The following is a 16118-nucleotide window of genomic DNA, read 5'->3' on the forward strand; positions in this document are numbered from 1 at the left end:
ATGTCTCCAAAAGAGTTCGAGAAAATAGTTAGTCGTATAGTTTCAATTATGGTCGATTCAGGAAGTGAAGTAGTTTGGAATGACAAAATCCCTGACCCTGATAATCTAAAGCAGATGAGACAAATTGATATTTCAATTAATCATAATGGTCTCAAAAGCCATATTGAGTGCAGACATCATAGCGCACCTCAAGATGTAAAATGGATTGAAGAATTAATAGGTAGAAAGTTGAGTCTTGAAGCTTTTACGATGGTAGCAGTATCTAGCTCAGGTTTTACTGAAGGTGCAACTAAAAAGGCAGAAACACACGGTATTTTTCTACATACACTAACAGAACACTCATCTGAATTAGCACATACATGGGGTCGTCGATCTAAGTTGGAGATCGGGTATTATGGTTTTTATCCTTTAGATATACATCTAGTATTTAATGAATTACCAAAAGCCAATCTTCAAGAAGTTGTAAATGCGTTCAGAGTTAAAAATGACTTTATCGATACTATTTTTAATAAGTTGAAATACGCAATAAATGGAAATGAAGAGGTAAAGGATTTTCCATATGATTTACAAGTAGAAGGTTATGCTGGATGTATGGATTTACTCGACAGAAGTATTGAAAAATTTAAGATAAAAGCGACAACTTATTTTATGAAAGAGGTTGTAGAACTTCCATCGCTAATGACATTTTCGCAAAGCTCTCATGATTATCAAGATTTAGCTAGAGTTGAAAGATCAGATGTTCATAATTCGGAAATGATTTTCGCAGGATCAAGAGTTAAGATACAAATTGACATAACCAAAATATTGAATATAGAAAGTAACAAGATTTTTTCAGGTCATATCGATTTGGGTCTACGTCAAAAAACTCAAATTCCTGAAATAAAATGTATAGGTAGTGCTGACCATGAAATATCGCTTTATGATGTCGGTTTAAGTGTGAGTGACTTATTTGGTAATGTGCTGTAATCTGATTTGATTCACTCACTCACGTTCCAAGTTACTATTCCCAGCCTCAGCGATCAATTCATGAATCTTAGCACTTTCTCTTAGCACACAAGCTTCATACGCAGAGAGCGGCTCAACTTCCTGCTCTTTTTCTTGCGCTTGTTTGGCTTTTTCTTCTAGATATTTTTGCAGATCGGCTTGCTCAGAGTTATTCATAGTTTACCTCTCTTCTTACTTTTTAATATCCAAAAAAAACGGCACTGAAATCAGTACCGTTTTATAAGTGTTGACAATTTAAAAGCTAATCACGAATCACCAAAATCAATCCCAGCTTAAAATCACCTTACCACATTGCCCACTTTCCATGATATCAAAGCCTTGTTGAAAGTCATCGATGTGCATGCGATGGGTAATGATTGGCGACAAATCAATACCGCTAATCAGCATTTGCTCCATCTGATACCACGTCTCCCACATCTCACGCCCATAAATACCTTTCAGAGTTAGCGCCTTAAAAATAATCTTGCTCCAATCCACCGTGGTGGTGTTAGGTAAAATGCCCAAGAGAGAGATTTTAGAGCCGTTATACATGTTACTAATCATCGAATCAAAGGCCTGAGGCGAGCCAGACATCTCAAGCCCAATATCAAAGCCGTGCATTTTTAACTCAGCAATGGCGCCTTCGATGGTTTCACCTTTGGCTGGGTTTATGGTCATCGTTGCGCCCATTTTTTTGGCAAGCTCTAGGCGATAGTCGCTGATATCACTGACCACAATATTACGCGCCCCTGCAAATCGGCAAATCGCCGTTGCCATTGAACCAATCAGCCCCGCACCGGTAATCAGCACATCCTCACCAAGGACAGGAAAGGATAAGGCGGTATGAGTGGCATTGCCAAAGGGGTCCATAATGGCTGCCATCTCATCGCTGATACGCTCATCGAGTTTTATGACATTATCGGCAGGTATCACCAAATATTCGGCAAACGCGCCATCGCGGTCAACGCCCACGCCTATGGTGTTTTCGCACACATGTAGCTTACCACGGCGGCAGTTGCGGCAATGCCCGCAAGCGATATGCCCTTCGCCTGTGACTCGGTCACCCACTTCAAAATGCTGCACACCATCGCCCACTTCACTAATGATACCGACGTATTCATGTCCGATAATCATCGGCGTCTTTATGGTGTTTTGTGACCACTCATCCCACTTATAAATGTGCAAATCTGTACCACAAATGGCGGTTTTTTTAATTTTTATTTTAACGTCATTGATGCCGACTGTAGGTTCTGGCATGTCTTGCATCCAGATGCCTTTTTTGTCATGGGCTTTAACCAGTGCTTTCATACTTTTCTCTTATTTAACTGCGTTTAAAAAATAAATACTGAACTACTTTTAGGGTGTGTTAGACATGCCCTAATCAATCACCTTCATTTGCTTGGCGACTTTGATAAAGGCGGCGATACACTGGTCTAGCTGCTCGCGAGTATGGGCGGCAGAGAGCTGGACACGAATGCGAGCCTCGTCTTTGGGTACGACAGGGTAGAAGAAGCCAATCACATAAATGCCCTCGCAAAGTAGCGCATCTGCCATTTGTTGGGAGACAGTGGCGTCATAAAGCATAACCGCACAAATTGCCGATTCGGTGGGCTTGATATCGAAGCCCGCATCTCGCATTTGCTTAACAAAATAGGCGGTATTTTCATGCAATTGGTCTTGTAGGGTATTGTCTTGCGCTAGCATCTCAAACGCTTTTACCCCAGCCGCAGCCACCATGGGAGGAATGGAGTTTGAAAACAGATACGGGCGCGAGCGTTGACGCAACATCTCAATAATTTCTTTTTTACCCGTAGTAAAGCCGCCGATAGCACCGCCAAATGCCTTGCCTAAGGTACCAGTGATAAGCTCAATATCACCACGTAGATTAAACAATTCAGTCACGCCGCCACCAGTGCGACCGACGACGCCTGCTGAATGCGACTCGTCAATCATCACCATGGCATCATATTTTTGTGCCAACGCATAAATCTCATCCATTGGCGCCACATTACCATCCATTGAAAATACACCATCGGTCACAATTAAACGAAAACGCTGTGCTTGCGCCGCTTGTAATTGAGACTCTAAATCTTGCATATCCGCATTGGCATAGCGATAACGCGCGGCTTTACACAGGCGCACACCATCAATGATTGAGGCATGATTTAACGAGTCAGAAATAATGGCATCCTCGCCGGTCAGCAATGGCTCAAATGCACCGCCATTGGCATCGAAACAGGCGGCATAAAGAATCGTATCTTCGGTATTAAAAAACTTAGAAATCGCCGCCTCTAATTGCTTATGCAAATCTTGCGTACCACAAATAAAACGCACCGATGACATACCATAACCTGAGTTTTCAATGGCTTGGATAGCCGCCTTTTTGATCTCAGGGTGGTCAGACAATCCAAGGTAATTATTGGCACAGAAGTTAAGCACCTCACGGCCATCGGCGATCTTGATTAGCGCATCTTGCGGGGAGGTGATAATGCGCTCGGTTTTATACAGCCCTGCCGCGCGTATATCGCTGATTTCTTGCTGTAGATGCTTCTGAAAGGCTTGATACATAAAAATTCCTTTTTAATATTATTGGCGTCTGCATTGATAATGCAGATATTAGGACTACTGATAGGACCAAACTATCAAAGCCGCGCATCATCCTAGTCTTCAGTAAAACTAACGATATGGGAAACCAACGATATGGTGCGAGCAGTGATACTATCTATAACCCCGTAAGCGGTGATTTTATCATTAGCCCATCTCAATAAGTAGCCCAAATAGCTGGTGGATAGGATTGTTTTTTTGAAACTATATAGTGTTGCTTGGTTATAGTATGGGCCTCAGGGCTGCCTAGTCCTGTCTCTTCAAGCATAAGACATCAACTTGCACATCTTCGTAATATCGGCTGGCAAGTAACCTCCATCCAACTTACGAGCTTTCAATACAACTAAAATCACTTAGCTCGACCTATACCGATAAGAGTCACCAAGACGGTCATGGCAGCCACCATTAAAGACAAAAATCCACCATGCCAATGATAGAAGGTATTGACGGGTAGATGGCTATATTGCCCTAAATTAAGCTTACAATGGCATTAACACTGACCCAAGATCCCCAAAACGTCCAGTTGTTTTTCATAATCACACCTTAACTCATTGATGGCTATTCATCCTTCGAACTTTCAACAGTCACTCTTTGAGCCTCAGCGATCAACTCATGAATCTTCGCACTTTCTTTTAATACACAAGCATCATAGGCAGAGAGAGGCTCGGCTTCCTGCTGTTCTTTTTGCTCTTGTTTGGCTTTTTCTTCTAAATACTTTTGCAGCTCGTCTTGCTCATTTGGTTGTGAGTTACCCATGGTTCATTCTCCTGACTATTTAGTTATCCGCTATTCGCCATCCGATTTAGTATAGCGGCTAATCTTGCGTTGTTGTCGGCAATATATTGATCGCCACGCGCTATTATCTCAGCGGCTGATTGTACGGTTTCGGGATAGCTCTTAAGTCCACTTTGGATAGCATCACTGCCATTTACTATCATTTTAGCAAGGCTTTCTTTGGTTACTTCAAAGTGACATTGCCAACCCATTACCCAAGCGCCAAGCGCTTTATGCTGCGGAGTTTGATAGATAAACCCTTGATTCACCCAAGCCTCCGTTGATGCGATAATACTAGCGCCTTTTGGACAGTCAAAACCATCACCATGGAAGTGAAAGACGGTAAAATCTTGCTTAGGTAAATCCTGTAATAAAGGATGCGCCAGACCTGCGGGCGTCAATTGCATTGGCAACCAACCGATTTCCTTTACGCCAGACGGCTGGACGTTGGTGCCCAAACAATGCGCGAGCAGTTGCGCCCCTAAGCAGATACCGATCACCGTTTTTCCGGCATCAATAGCTTGTCTAATCAAATGCTTTTCAGCGATTAACCAAGGATATTCCTCCTCATCGTGGACGCTCATTGGTCCGCCCATCACGATGAGCCAATCAAAGTGGTCTTGCGCTGGCAAGGAGTCGTTATCGTAAGATCGACTGACAGTCATCCTATGATGGTGGCTATTTGCCCATTGTTTGATGAAACTCAGGTCTTCGTAATCGGTATGGAATAGGGCGTGGATGCGTAGTGTCATTTTATACCTTCGATTAGCAAAATTCGCTGAGTGAACGTTTCAAACATCTAGAAATGGAACTCAATAAAAGTCATCACGATCAGCATACTTCTTATTGAGCGCCTTTAAAATCGCATAAGTTTCTAAATCCATCTCGCCCGTTGGTTGCTGCGGGCGAAAGTGTAATTGAAAGGCATAAATAACATCACGGCTTTTTTTATCCCACTCATCGCTATCATTGATTTGATAACCGTAATCGCGAAATGCTTGCTTGATCTCAGGTATCGTTGCCGATGCAAACTCGTCTTGATTCATAAAGAATTGCTTATCAAATTCGTCATACCAAGCGCCAATGCCATACTCTGTATACAGTTGTTGCCACGGGAATTTCGCACCGGGGTCGATTTTTCGCGAAGGTGCCATATCCGCATGACCAATGATATTTTTTGGTGAGATGTTATATCTCTTTGCTAGGTCTTGTACCAGTTGCCCGACTTTTTTAATCTGCAATTCATCAAATTCGACATAGTGCTCGTAAGGATGGTAATCGAGCTTGCCATTTTTTAAGGCGTTTCGATATTCAGGTTTAATGCCGCTATTTACAATCTCGATGCCGATAGAGGTGTCGTTGAGTATCGTTCTGCCTGCAAAGCCACCATTACCCGCATGCCAAGCACGTTCGTTTTCTGGCACTAAGTTATAAATTTTGTCATCGTCGTTGTTTAAAATCAGGTAATGCGCACTCACATTTCCAGTGGTCAATGTTTTTATAGATCTGGCATTATTGCTCACCGTATAATGCAGGACAATGGATTTAATACGCTCGCTCTTGCCAGAGGCTTGATGGGTTTCGCTATCTATGACATAGCTCTCAGTGGTGGCTACTTGAGAGGTCGTCACGCAGCCTATTAAGGGCAGTGTTAAGCCACATGCTAATGCTAAAAAGATATTTTTTGCCATGAAATGCTAACCCTTCTCAATCTTCTTCGCCAAAACCGTCTTCCAACTCTTCTCCAAACATTCAATCGCTAGCCATGGCTCAATCACTTCTGCGTCAAATTTCTCTTTTGAGTTCGACAATTGCCATAGTTTCTGAAGGTTAGCGAACGGATAAGGTCGCTCGATTAAATAGACAGGCAAATCAGCATCAATCATGCCATCACGCACAACCTCAAAATACCAACCAGCGATACCTTGTTTGCTCACCCAAGAAGCGATATTGGGTACTTTAGTAAACTGTCCGATTTGGTCATTGATTTTGTAGCAAGGGCGACGCGGTTGAACGATGCGTAATTGAACACTGTCCGCGCCATTCCCATCAATGACTTCATCTTGCCCATACTGAAAAACGTCGCCAATACAAACCGTTGCTTCCGTCATTTCTGGCAAATCATTCACCGCTTCCGTCGTCAGGTTTTCACCTAATGTACCGACACGTACCTTTAAACCAAACTCGGTATTAATCTGCTCATAAGTGGCAGGCGGCAATTGATGTACGGCTTTTAACGGACCACCATGATGACGGCGGTCGGCTTGCTCATCAGTGGTCAAGCCCATAAAGTTGACGGCGACAGGTGCTTTGATGGGCGCTTTATCAATAGCGCTCATTTGCTCACGGGCGAATGGCATAGCTTTACCAGCACGGACGCAAGTTAAGTTAGCGATATGTAGCGGCAGGGTTTGGTTAAAGTCAGCTGTATTTTTTTGGATGGTGGATTCTATCGATTCTATGTTCATAGGTGTTAAGCTCATTGATTTTCCTAATCTATAAAGACTTATTAGGTAAGTGGCTTTGTAGTTGCTAGTATTAATAATGGGTATTATCTTAGCCTAATCATTCGCCGGATTATACGGCTTCAATGCCTTAAATTTTATTAGCGCTAAATTTTAAACAAAAAAAGACCAGAATAGTCATCTGGTCTTTTTCTTAAGCAGTGTTGGCAATAAGTAGGATTATTTATTTTTATTGCGACGACCCGCTGTTTTCTTTTCACGCGGCACGGCGACCAGCTCAGCCAATTGTTCAGGCGACGACCATAGGCCTTCTAAGTCATAGAACTCACGTGCTTGCGGCGTCATCATATGCACGACGACTGCACCCAAATCAATTAACGTCCAGTCAGAATCGATACCGCCTTCACGGCCAAGTGGCATAAAGCCGCCCAGTTTTGCTTCAGCACCGACACTGTCAGCCATCGCACGCACATGGCGTTTAGACGTACCGTCAGCGATGACGATGCGTTCCATCACGTCAGTTAAGTCTGCTACATCCATTACGGTTATGTTTTTAGCTTTCATATCGTCTAGCGCGCTTTCAACAAGGGTCAAGCATTCTTGTAAGCGTTCTTCAGTCATGGTATTGGTCATAAATTTTAATCTCTTGAATCGTAAATATTTAAAATAAAATGGTAAATTGTCAATTTGCATGCATTTATATTGTCCAACTGAGCCTATATAGCCAGTCACATATAAAGACAGGATGAGCAAAATGACAAAGATAAGGCGATTTTAACGGAATTGAGCAGCAGAATATAGCTGATGGACGATAATATATTGATAAACAGCAGGATTTAGCCATTTAGCTAATGGATTGGGTTTAGTATTGCTTATGATATCATTTATTGGTGGTACAGATGTAATTTGCGTTTCGGCTAAAGGCATTATATTCAATCGATTTTCCGTCTGCTGTAACTGCTGGCGTATTTGGGTACTCGATATTGCGGCGACAGGGCGCGAGTCTATATAAAGGTAGCCTTGATAGTTGTTTTTTAGGACACCGCTGTCTGTTAAGTTTTGAGCGATGGGCGTTAATAACTCAGTGGCTAAACTAACGGTTAAGTTTTGCAGCGGCGTGGATAATTGAGATCGTAATGGAGCCTGCAAAACAGACATATCCTGCGTCATTGTTTTTTTATCATTAAAGTTTTTATCAGTGTCATAAAAAAATTTATCAGTTTTAAAAATTGTGTTATCAAAAAGAGTGTTGTCACTGTCAGACAGGCTACTACGATCAAAAACCCATAGATTGACATAATCAGTGAGTCGTAAACCCTCTTTCCATTTATCTAGACTACGCGCGCTGTCCATGCCCATAATAAATATCAAACTGTCATGCGGGTAGCGGGCGCGCAATGTCTGCACACTATCGATAGTATAGACAGGCGGCGTTTGCCACAGCTCGAGCTCATTAATCTGTAGCGGTGTGTCTTGTGTTGCGAGTTTTAGCATGGCTAAGCGGTGCTCAGGGTCTGTGCTATTTTCTTTAAAAGGCGAGCGCGCATTGGGTAGCAGCGATACATGCAGCGCGCGCTGTTGCTGCTCCGCTATCGGCAATAAGTATTGATAAACGTACAATGCCATTTGCAAATGACCATTATGCACAGGATCAAATGAGCCGCCCAAATAAGCACGAATGGCAGGGGCAATCGAATATTGATATTTCTTTTTTTGCTTAAAATTAATCTCTGGCATAGATACGTTAAAAAATAAATTGATATGGATAAAGTAGATTGAGCAAGCAAGTCTTGTATTGTAGAGTGCAAGTAGGCAGCTGTCATTAATATAGTTAAAGCAATTAAAAAAACCATACAGTGCTACTGGGATAAATTTTTCGAAGCCTCTGGAGCGTAAAGCGCCCAACAAATGAGGAAGATTTATCCCAGTAGCACGTGGCTGTGGCTATCAGCCTATTGATTTTGCTCTGCCTTGACTATAGCGCTTAAAAGCCATAAAAAATAGCCAATAAAAAACCGACCATCATGGTGATAGTCGGTTAAATATAGAATGATTACGCATAAATTTTAACGCAATTAAATCGCGTCGCTATGCGCTTGAATGGCGGTAAGGGCGATGGTATAGATAATATCATCGACCAATGCACCACGTGATAAGTCATTGACGGGCTTATTCAAACCTTGCAACATCGGACCGACACTGACCACATTGGCGCTACGTTGCACCGCTTTATAAGTGGTGTTACCCGTATTAAGGTCTGGGAAGATAAAGACGTTTGCTTGTCCAGCAACCGGTGAGTCTGGCGCTTTTTGTTTACCGACGCTCATCACAGAAGCCGCATCATACTGCAACGGTCCATCAACGGCGAGATGCGGGGCACGCTCGCGGACGATTTGGGTCGCACGAATGACTTTTTCGACGTCTGCGCCGGTTCCTGAAGCACCTGTTGAATAGCTAATCATGGCAACTTTTGGATTGATACCAAAGGCTGCCGCCGACTGCGCCGACTGAATAGCAATCTCAGCCAATTCTTCGGCAGTCGGGTCAGGATTAATAGCGCAATCACCATATACCACCACTTGCTCTGGTAATAGCATAAAGAAAATTGACGAAACTAAAGAATACTGCGGCGCCGTTTTAATCAACTGGAATGCTGGGCGTACGGTGTTGGCAGTAGTATGAATGGCACCAGAGACTAAGCCGTCAACTTCGTCCATCTCCAACATAGTCGTACCCAAATAGACGGTGTCTTTTAGGTATTCGGCGGCGACTTCGGCATTGGTTTTACCCTTACGTCGTTCAACGACGGCAGCGATATATTTGTCCATATCAAGAGTGTCAGGGTCGATTATTTCCAGACCTTCTGGCAAAATTAAGTCGCGGTTTTTGGCCACTTGCTCGACATCGCTACGCTTAGCAAGTAATACACAATTGGCAATACCGCGGCTTTGGCAGATACAAGCTGCTTCTACCGTACGTGGTTCAGAGCCCTCTGGCAGTACGATACGTTTTTTGGCACTTTGCGCTTTTTTGACCACTTGATGACGAAATGCCGATGGTGACAGACGCGGCTCATGATTGCGACTAAAGTATTCTTTAATCCAACTGAGATCCAAGTGTGCTGCTACATAACGCGCCACTTCTTCAGCACGTTCGGTGTCATCGCTTGGAATCTCAGCGCTCATATGGACAAGGCTTTGTACGGTCTCGTAGCTGTCATCTTCGACGCTCATGACTGGGATACCAGTTTTGAGTGCCGATTGCCAAAGCTCAGCCACCGTCGGACTGGGCACGACGCCGCCCGTCAAGACCAATCCTGCCAGTGGAATACCATTGATACAGGCAAGACCCGCTGCCAATAACAAATCATCACGGTCACCAGGTACGACGATAAGGGTGCCACGTTTAAACACTTCATCGACGCGTGCAACCGAGCGTGCGGTCAAACTAATGCGATTAATCCGGCGTGATTTTGCTTCACCAACGTTGAGCCATGTCGCATCAAGCTCAGCGGCGATATCCCAAGTACGAGGCACAGATAGCGAGTCACTAAACGGCACCACACCGATTAAGCGGAATTGTTCGGTATTGAAGTGTGGCGATAGGCGCTGGACTTCTTGCATAAAGCCGCTGTCCAAGCTCACAATCGATTCACCAGGGGCAACGATTTGATTTTCTAAGGTGCTTTGCGTATTCGGCAAGTCATGCATACGCATCAAGATACAACCTAAAGTACGGTCGCTTGCCATGCCACCAAATTCACGGGCATGGACATCAAGCTTATCGGCTAAATAAGCAGGTTTACTGGTATCAGCGGTGCTAACAAAGATGATTCTGGCATCTAGCGCATGGGCAATCGCACGGTTGATTTGTGACGCATAAGAGGTCTCAGTGGTCGATACCAAGCCTTCGCAGATCACTACATCGTAATCATCGCCGAGGGTATGATAGTTGACGACCACTTCTTCCATCAAGTCATCAAGGTTGTCGTCGCCAATCATACGCTCAACACGTTGACGGCTGATAGATTTAGGTGGCGTCAGACCAAATGCATGCATGGCTAACGCGCTCGAGCTGTCTAAACTGTTTTGCTTATCAAGCGTATCGTCTTGCAAAAACGGCTTCATAAAACCCGCTTTGATACCGTTATAATCAAAAGCACGAATCAAGCCCAAAGCGGCTGACGTCACACCGATACCGCGACTGATTGGCACAAGTAAAATAGTTTGCATAATATATCCTACTGTTTATTATATTTTTAAAGAGACTGTCATCCTTGAGCGTACAAGAATCAGCATGTGATTCTTATAGCCACTGTATCAGGATTATTGTAGACCTAATGCTGCACGAGTTTCTTGCGCGATGCGGCACTCTTCGTCAGTTGGCACAACCCACAGCTCAATGCTGCTATCGTCAGTGTGGAAACTGCCTTCTTTGCCAGCATATAAGTCAGCGTTCTTATTGGCATCTACTTTGATACCAAAATGCGGCATCATCTCTAAAATACGTGTACGCGTGGTAACAGAGTTTTCACCAATACCACCGGTAAAGACAATACCGGTAAATTTGGGTAGGGCACAGCTTAGACTGGCAAGGTATTTAGCAACGCGATAGCAGAACATCTCAATAGCAAGCAAGGCATCTTCGTGTCCTTCATTAGCGGCTTGCTCAACGGTACGCAAATCATTCGATAAGCCTGAAATGCCAAGCAGACCACTTTCATTATTGAGCATTTTATCAATTTCTTCTAAGCTCATGCCCAATTGACGTTTTAGATGGATGTGTAGGCTAGGATCGACATCACCACTACGCGTACCCATCATTAAGCCTTCAAGTGGCGTTAAACCCATGCTAGTATCAAGGCTTTTACCGTCGTAGACAGCAGTCGCTGAACAGCCGTTACCTAAATGCGCAGTCAACCAACCATGTGGTCCTTCCGCGCTAGTAATCTCGCTGGCGCGTTCTGATACATAAGCATGCGAGGTACCATGAAAGCCATAACGACGGATTTTATGTTCTGAATAAAGGGCTTTTGGTAGCGGATAGCGGAAAGCGACAGGTGGCATGGTTTGATGGAAAGCGGTGTCAAATACCACGACTTGCGGAATATCAGGATAAATGGCTTGCACCGCTTCGATACCCAAAGCGTTAGCAGGATTGTGTAGGGGCGCCAATACTTTTAAGCGTTTCACTTCTTGTAAGACATGATCATCAACTTGCACGGCTTCTGAGTATTCACGGCCGCCATGTACCGCTCGGTGACCAACAGCGATGAAGTGATACTGTTCAAGTAGGGCAAGGATTTTTTGTAAAGCGAGTTCATGACGACCACCAGGGATAGCAATCTCAAGTTTTTCGCCGTTCAAAGCAGTATGTTTAATACGAGCAGTATCAAGACCTAAGTTTTCTGCAAGACCAGTGATACGAGTGCTTTCATCATCACTAATCAAAGCATATTTGATTGAAGAGGAGCCGCAGTTCAGTACCAAAGTAGGATTGGTTAGGGTCGATGTTTCAGAGTTTTTGTCATCAAAAGTGGTGGTTACGCCAGCGCTCATACTCTATCCTTAGATTATATTTTATAAAGGGTAATCATCATCGATGACCACCTGTTAAATAAACGAAAACCAGCTATATTTTGCTGGTATATGCCAGACAGCTGACATAGGCAAACAATCATACGGCTGATTGACATCATGCTTGGGCTATGAATGTTTCCAAGGCTTTTTAAATACTTCTTAATGCCTTTAAGCGTTAATCGGAAGCCCATTAGCGCCTCGTCACAGCCGCAAGGGTTGAGTATAATGTACCATAATTTTGAGGTTATACCACGATAACTATAAGGTTTTAATAAGCAAGTTTCTAACTGTTCAATACAAGTGTACACCGAGGCTAGCCAGCGTTTCACAGCTATGGCAAAATAAAAACCCCCTATATCAAAATTGTAAGTAAGTTTGTCTAAATTTATCCTAGCTTGATAAATAGGGTTTTATAAATGGATTTCAGTTAGCAAGATCGTCTATTGATATAGCCGAGTCACTTTAAAAAATATACAGTGCTGCTAGGATGATTTTTTCGAGGCTTCATAGCTATATTTTTGCAAATTTATTCAGCAATCAGACTGCGTAGGCGCACAGCTTTATGGAATAATGCTATGATTAAAAAATGGTCATCTTTTTCCTGTTGTATGCTGGCTTCATTTTCACTGATAGCGATTTTTATCCTATTCAAACCATTGCAAGATTAAGGTCATCCATTCTATGTTTACTGTAAAACGCACCTCAAAAACTGAATGCGCTAACGCCGTCACTGGTGTCAGTCGCCATGCTATTTATAAGTTAATACTCGGCACTACTGTCCTGATAGGCGTTACAGCCTTAAGCGGCTGCGGGCAAAAAGGCGATTTATATCTTGTAGAATCCAGTAGCCAAACAGTTCGAGATAGCGCTGCGATACTTGATAGTGGTAACAATCCACAGGACACTGCCTTTGCTGGTATCGACGATGATAACCAAGCTACAGACTATCAAAATACGGATAATTTTAAGCTGCCTGAACCCAGTAACGACCCTAACGATTATTAATTTTTACGAAACAATAAAGCGGTTAAAGTACTTTTTGAGACTGTTTTAACACTTTATTTTCACCTTGTTACCCTGATTATATTCGAGATATTTATATGAGTCATTCTGAGCAAAAAGCTGGCGAAACAGTCACCACCCAAACTGAGCAAGGGTTCTATATTAATCCTGAAGCCTTAACTGCCCACTTGCCTGCGTTGCACTATCGCAATGACGCCTTGCATATGGAACAAGTCAGTATTAAGGAGGTGGTCAAGCACTACGGTACGCCATGTTATGTCTATTCAAAACAGGCGATATTAGATGTTTATCAATCTTACACCGATAGCTTTGCCAGTTTGAATCATCAGATTTGTTATGCGGTGAAAGCAAACTCTAATCTAGCGGTGCTTGGCGTATTGGCGCAGGCAGGGGCAGGATTTGATATTGTCTCTCGCGGTGAGTTGATGCGCGTATTAGCCGCCGGTGGCGAGGCTGCGCGGGTTGTATTCTCAGGTGTTGGTAAGACTTACAGCGATATTGAATATGCTCTTACTCAAGGTATTAGCTGCTTTAACGTCGAGTCCATTAGTGAGCTGACCTTAATTAATGAAGTGGCGGCGCAGTTGGATAAAAAAGCACCGATATCACTGCGGGTCAATCCAGATGTTGACGCCAAGACGCATCCATATATCTCGACAGGACTAAAAGACAATAAGTTCGGCGTCGCCCACGAAGACGCGATAGCCGTCTACAAGCAAGCAGCGGAGCTGTCTCATATCGATATCGTTGGTATTGACTGTCATATTGGCTCACAGCTTACTGAAGTAGAGCCATTTGTAGCAGCATTGGACAAAATAATTGAGCTGGTACATAGCTTACGTGAAAAAGGTGTTGAGCTACGTCATATCGATTTGGGCGGTGGCTTAGGGGTGCGCTACATCGATGAAACGCCAGTGTCTATCGATGATTTTGCAGCTGCGTTATTACCGAAGCTTAGTGAGCTTGGCTTGACGGTATTTTTTGAGCCGGGTCGTAGTATCGTTGCTAATGCGGGTGTTTTATTGACGCAAGTCGACGTATTAAAACCTACTGAACATAAAAACTTTGCGATTGTCGATGCGGCGATGAATGATTTGATTCGTCCGGCGCTGTATCAGGCAGAAATGGCAGTGATTCCAAGCATCTTACCTAGCGATGGTATTGATACTGATGGCACACAGCCGTGGGATATCGTTGGTGCTATTTGTGAAACGGGGGATTTTTTGGCGAAAGATCGTTTATTATCGCTCTCAACGGGTGATATCTTGGCAATCACGGGTGCTGGTGCATATGGTTTTACCATGAGTAGCAACTATAACTCGCGTCCACGTGCCAGTGAAGTGATGATTGCCGATGATCGCCATCAGCTGATTCGTCAGCGCGAGACCATTGAGTCGTTATATGCGAATGAAACATTGTGGCAAGGCTAATTTAATTGGCAAGCGGTAGTTGCAACACCTCAAAAACGATACAGTGCTGCTGGGATAAATTTTCTAAAGCCTCTGTCACGCTTGCGAACAGTAAGCGAGGAAAATTTAACCCAGCATAAAACTATTTTTAACGTACCTCTTTTATATTGAACTGACTATATTTGACGCTTAAAACCAACCCATTATCGTGATGATAGTGGGTTTTTTTATGGCAGGCTCTGATCAAATGTATGAATATTAAGAGATGAATATAACTTGGCATTTGATGACGGTGATAGTTATGATTGTAACTGACAGCGTGCTAATATAAGACATACATAAAAATAGGATAGGATATCAGGGATATGCTAATAGAATTTACTAAGATGCATGGGCTGGGCAATGACTTTATGGTCATCGATTTAGTGACTCAGCGCTTAGAGTTGACCAAGGATTTGGTACAGTTATTGGGTGATCGTCATCTAGGTATTGGTTTTGATCAGTTGCTGGTGGTCGAGCCACCGATGCGCCCCGATGTTGATTTTAGCTACCGCATTTTTAATACCGATGGTATGGAAGTCGAGCAGTGCGGCAATGGCGCGCGCTGTTTCGCCCGTTTCGTACAAGCGCGCAAACTGTCATTTAAGCAGCGCCTGCGCGTTGAGACCGCAAGTGGTATTATCTCGTTGACCACCGACCGCTATGGTTGGGTAGAAGTCGATATGGGCAAACCGAAGTTTGAGCCAAGCGAAATCCCTTTTACACCAAGAGCCACGACCAAAATTCAGAATGCTTATCATTTGGACGTTAATGGCACGCCTGTGCAGCTGTATGTCGCCAATATGGGTAATCCGCATGCGGTGATTAAAGTCGATAATGTACTCGATGCAAAAGTTGAAACCTTGGGCAAAGCCATCGAATCGCATCCTGCCTTTCCAGAGCGCGTCAATGTCGGTTTTATGCAAGTAATGAACCAGCGTCATATTCGTTTGCGGGTTTATGAGCGCGGTGTCGGTGAGACGCAAGCTTGTGGTACCGGCGCTTGTGCAGCCGTTGCAATCGGCATACGCGAAGGCTGGCTTGACGAAGGCGAAGATATACGCGCACAGCTTTATGGCGGCAGCATGGTTATCAAATGGCAGCCGGGCTATTCAGTCATGATGACGGGACCAACTGCTTTTGTTTACGAAGGGGTATTTAGCCCAGATGGTCTGATGGCGCAAGCGGGTATTAAGCCTAACCCAGAAAGTTAATGGTTCGTCGTAGATAATAGGCGGTGC

The 16118-nt window shown here is 43.8% G+C and carries 15 protein-coding genes; 4 read left to right on the forward strand and 11 right to left on the reverse strand.

The window, feature by feature from the left end; all coding sequences use genetic code 11:
• Positions 1 to 966 (forward strand): restriction endonuclease, encoded by a 966-nt coding sequence (locus tag DABAL43B_RS01280; protein ID WP_079690720.1) that lies wholly within the window; start codon positions 1 to 3, stop codon positions 964 to 966.
• 15 nt (positions 967 to 981) lie between these two features.
• On the opposite strand, the gene DABAL43B_RS01285 is transcribed toward DABAL43B_RS01280, so the two are convergent.
• The 11 genes from DABAL43B_RS01285 to DABAL43B_RS01335 all read right to left on the reverse strand — a co-directional run bounded on the left by DABAL43B_RS01285 (position 982) and on the right by DABAL43B_RS01335 (position 12385).
• Complete coding sequence (locus tag DABAL43B_RS01285; RefSeq protein WP_079690721.1) at positions 982 to 1161, reverse strand: hypothetical protein; 180 nt, start codon at positions 1159 to 1161, stop codon at positions 982 to 984.
• 105 nt (positions 1162 to 1266) lie between these two features.
• Positions 1267 to 2292, reverse strand: a complete 1026-nt coding sequence (gene tdh, locus DABAL43B_RS01290; protein ID WP_079690722.1) for an L-threonine 3-dehydrogenase — start codon at positions 2290 to 2292, stop codon at positions 1267 to 1269.
• Between the two features lie 69 nt (positions 2293 to 2361).
• A complete protein-coding gene (gene kbl, locus DABAL43B_RS01295) occupies positions 2362 to 3552 on the reverse strand; it encodes a glycine C-acetyltransferase (protein ID WP_079690723.1) in 1191 nt (396 codons plus the stop codon).
• A gap of 594 nt (positions 3553 to 4146) precedes the next feature.
• The gene (locus DABAL43B_RS01300; protein WP_079690724.1) at positions 4147 to 4344 is read right to left on the reverse strand and encodes a hypothetical protein; all 198 of its coding nucleotides are present in this window, start codon (positions 4342 to 4344) and stop codon (positions 4147 to 4149) included.
• 23 nt (positions 4345 to 4367) lie between these two features.
• Entirely contained in the window at positions 4368 to 5114 is a 747-nt protein-coding gene (locus tag DABAL43B_RS01305) for a type 1 glutamine amidotransferase (protein WP_079690725.1), read from the reverse strand.
• 60 nt (positions 5115 to 5174) lie between these two features.
• Positions 5175 to 6053, reverse strand: coding sequence for an N-acetylmuramoyl-L-alanine amidase (locus DABAL43B_RS01310; protein ID WP_079690726.1), 879 nt, complete (start codon positions 6051 to 6053; stop codon positions 5175 to 5177).
• 6 nt (positions 6054 to 6059) lie between these two features.
• Positions 6060 to 6830, reverse strand: coding sequence for an MOSC domain-containing protein (locus DABAL43B_RS01315; RefSeq protein ID WP_227516760.1), 771 nt, complete (start codon positions 6828 to 6830; stop codon positions 6060 to 6062).
• A gap of 216 nt (positions 6831 to 7046) precedes the next feature.
• The gene (gene rsfS, locus DABAL43B_RS01320; protein WP_079692985.1) at positions 7047 to 7460 is read right to left on the reverse strand and encodes a ribosome silencing factor; all 414 of its coding nucleotides are present in this window, start codon (positions 7458 to 7460) and stop codon (positions 7047 to 7049) included.
• Between the two features lie 141 nt (positions 7461 to 7601).
• Complete coding sequence (locus DABAL43B_RS01325; protein WP_079690728.1) at positions 7602 to 8564, reverse strand: nicotinate-nicotinamide nucleotide adenylyltransferase; 963 nt, start codon at positions 8562 to 8564, stop codon at positions 7602 to 7604.
• A 338-nt stretch (positions 8565 to 8902) separates the two neighbouring features.
• Positions 8903 to 11059: a phosphate acetyltransferase gene (gene pta, locus DABAL43B_RS01330; RefSeq protein ID WP_079690729.1), complete on the reverse strand. Its 2157-nt coding sequence runs from the start codon at positions 11057 to 11059 to the stop codon at positions 8903 to 8905.
• Between the two features lie 93 nt (positions 11060 to 11152).
• Positions 11153 to 12385, reverse strand: coding sequence for an acetate/propionate family kinase (locus tag DABAL43B_RS01335; RefSeq protein WP_079690730.1), 1233 nt, complete (start codon positions 12383 to 12385; stop codon positions 11153 to 11155).
• 702 nt (positions 12386 to 13087) lie between these two features.
• Between DABAL43B_RS01335 and lptM the strand changes: the two genes are divergently transcribed.
• The 3 genes from lptM to dapF all read left to right on the forward strand — a co-directional run bounded on the left by lptM (position 13088) and on the right by dapF (position 16091).
• Positions 13088 to 13411, forward strand: a complete 324-nt coding sequence (gene lptM / locus DABAL43B_RS01340) for an LPS translocon maturation chaperone LptM (RefSeq protein WP_079690731.1) — start codon at positions 13088 to 13090, stop codon at positions 13409 to 13411.
• A gap of 95 nt (positions 13412 to 13506) precedes the next feature.
• Complete coding sequence (gene lysA, locus DABAL43B_RS01345; RefSeq protein WP_079690732.1) at positions 13507 to 14859, forward strand: diaminopimelate decarboxylase; 1353 nt, start codon at positions 13507 to 13509, stop codon at positions 14857 to 14859.
• A 344-nt stretch (positions 14860 to 15203) separates the two neighbouring features.
• Positions 15204 to 16091 carry a diaminopimelate epimerase gene (dapF, locus tag DABAL43B_RS01350; protein ID WP_079690733.1) on the forward strand — a complete coding sequence of 296 codons (888 nt, stop codon included), beginning with the start codon at positions 15204 to 15206 and terminating at the stop codon, positions 16089 to 16091.
• Positions 16092 to 16118 lie beyond the last annotated feature (27 nt).

Source organism: Psychrobacter sp. DAB_AL43B (assembly GCF_900168255.1).
Taxonomy (GTDB): domain Bacteria; phylum Pseudomonadota; class Gammaproteobacteria; order Pseudomonadales; family Moraxellaceae; genus Psychrobacter.

Excerpts from the sequence above, each read along its gene's own strand:
- kbl (WP_079690723.1), bottom strand. The coding sequence starts at position 3,552 with ATGTATCAAGCCTTTCAGAAGCATCTACAGCAAGAAATCAGCGATATA.
- rsfS (WP_079692985.1), bottom strand. The coding sequence starts at position 7,460 with ATGACCAATACCATGACTGAAGAACGCTTACAAGAATGCTTGACCCTT.
- DABAL43B_RS01315 (WP_227516760.1), bottom strand. The coding sequence starts at position 6,830 with ATGAACATAGAATCGATAGAATCCACCATCCAAAAAAATACAGCTGAC.
- tdh (WP_079690722.1), bottom strand. The coding sequence starts at position 2,292 with ATGAAAGCACTGGTTAAAGCCCATGACAAAAAAGGCATCTGGATGCAA.
- DABAL43B_RS01305 (WP_079690725.1), bottom strand. The coding sequence starts at position 5,114 with ATGACACTACGCATCCACGCCCTATTCCATACCGATTACGAAGACCTG.
- lptM (WP_079690731.1), top strand. The coding sequence starts at position 13,088 with ATGTTTACTGTAAAACGCACCTCAAAAACTGAATGCGCTAACGCCGTC.
- dapF (WP_079690733.1), top strand. The coding sequence starts at position 15,204 with ATGCTAATAGAATTTACTAAGATGCATGGGCTGGGCAATGACTTTATG.
- pta (WP_079690729.1), bottom strand. The coding sequence starts at position 11,059 with ATGCAAACTATTTTACTTGTGCCAATCAGTCGCGGTATCGGTGTGACG.
- DABAL43B_RS01285 (WP_079690721.1), bottom strand. The coding sequence starts at position 1,161 with ATGAATAACTCTGAGCAAGCCGATCTGCAAAAATATCTAGAAGAAAAA.
- lysA (WP_079690732.1), top strand. The coding sequence starts at position 13,507 with ATGAGTCATTCTGAGCAAAAAGCTGGCGAAACAGTCACCACCCAAACT.
- DABAL43B_RS01300 (WP_079690724.1), bottom strand. The coding sequence starts at position 4,344 with ATGGGTAACTCACAACCAAATGAGCAAGACGAGCTGCAAAAGTATTTA.
- DABAL43B_RS01325 (WP_079690728.1), bottom strand. The coding sequence starts at position 8,564 with ATGCCAGAGATTAATTTTAAGCAAAAAAAGAAATATCAATATTCGATT.
- DABAL43B_RS01310 (WP_079690726.1), bottom strand. The coding sequence starts at position 6,053 with ATGGCAAAAAATATCTTTTTAGCATTAGCATGTGGCTTAACACTGCCC.
- DABAL43B_RS01335 (WP_079690730.1), bottom strand. The coding sequence starts at position 12,385 with ATGAGCGCTGGCGTAACCACCACTTTTGATGACAAAAACTCTGAAACA.
- DABAL43B_RS01280 (WP_079690720.1), top strand. The coding sequence starts at position 1 with ATGTCTCCAAAAGAGTTCGAGAAAATAGTTAGTCGTATAGTTTCAATT.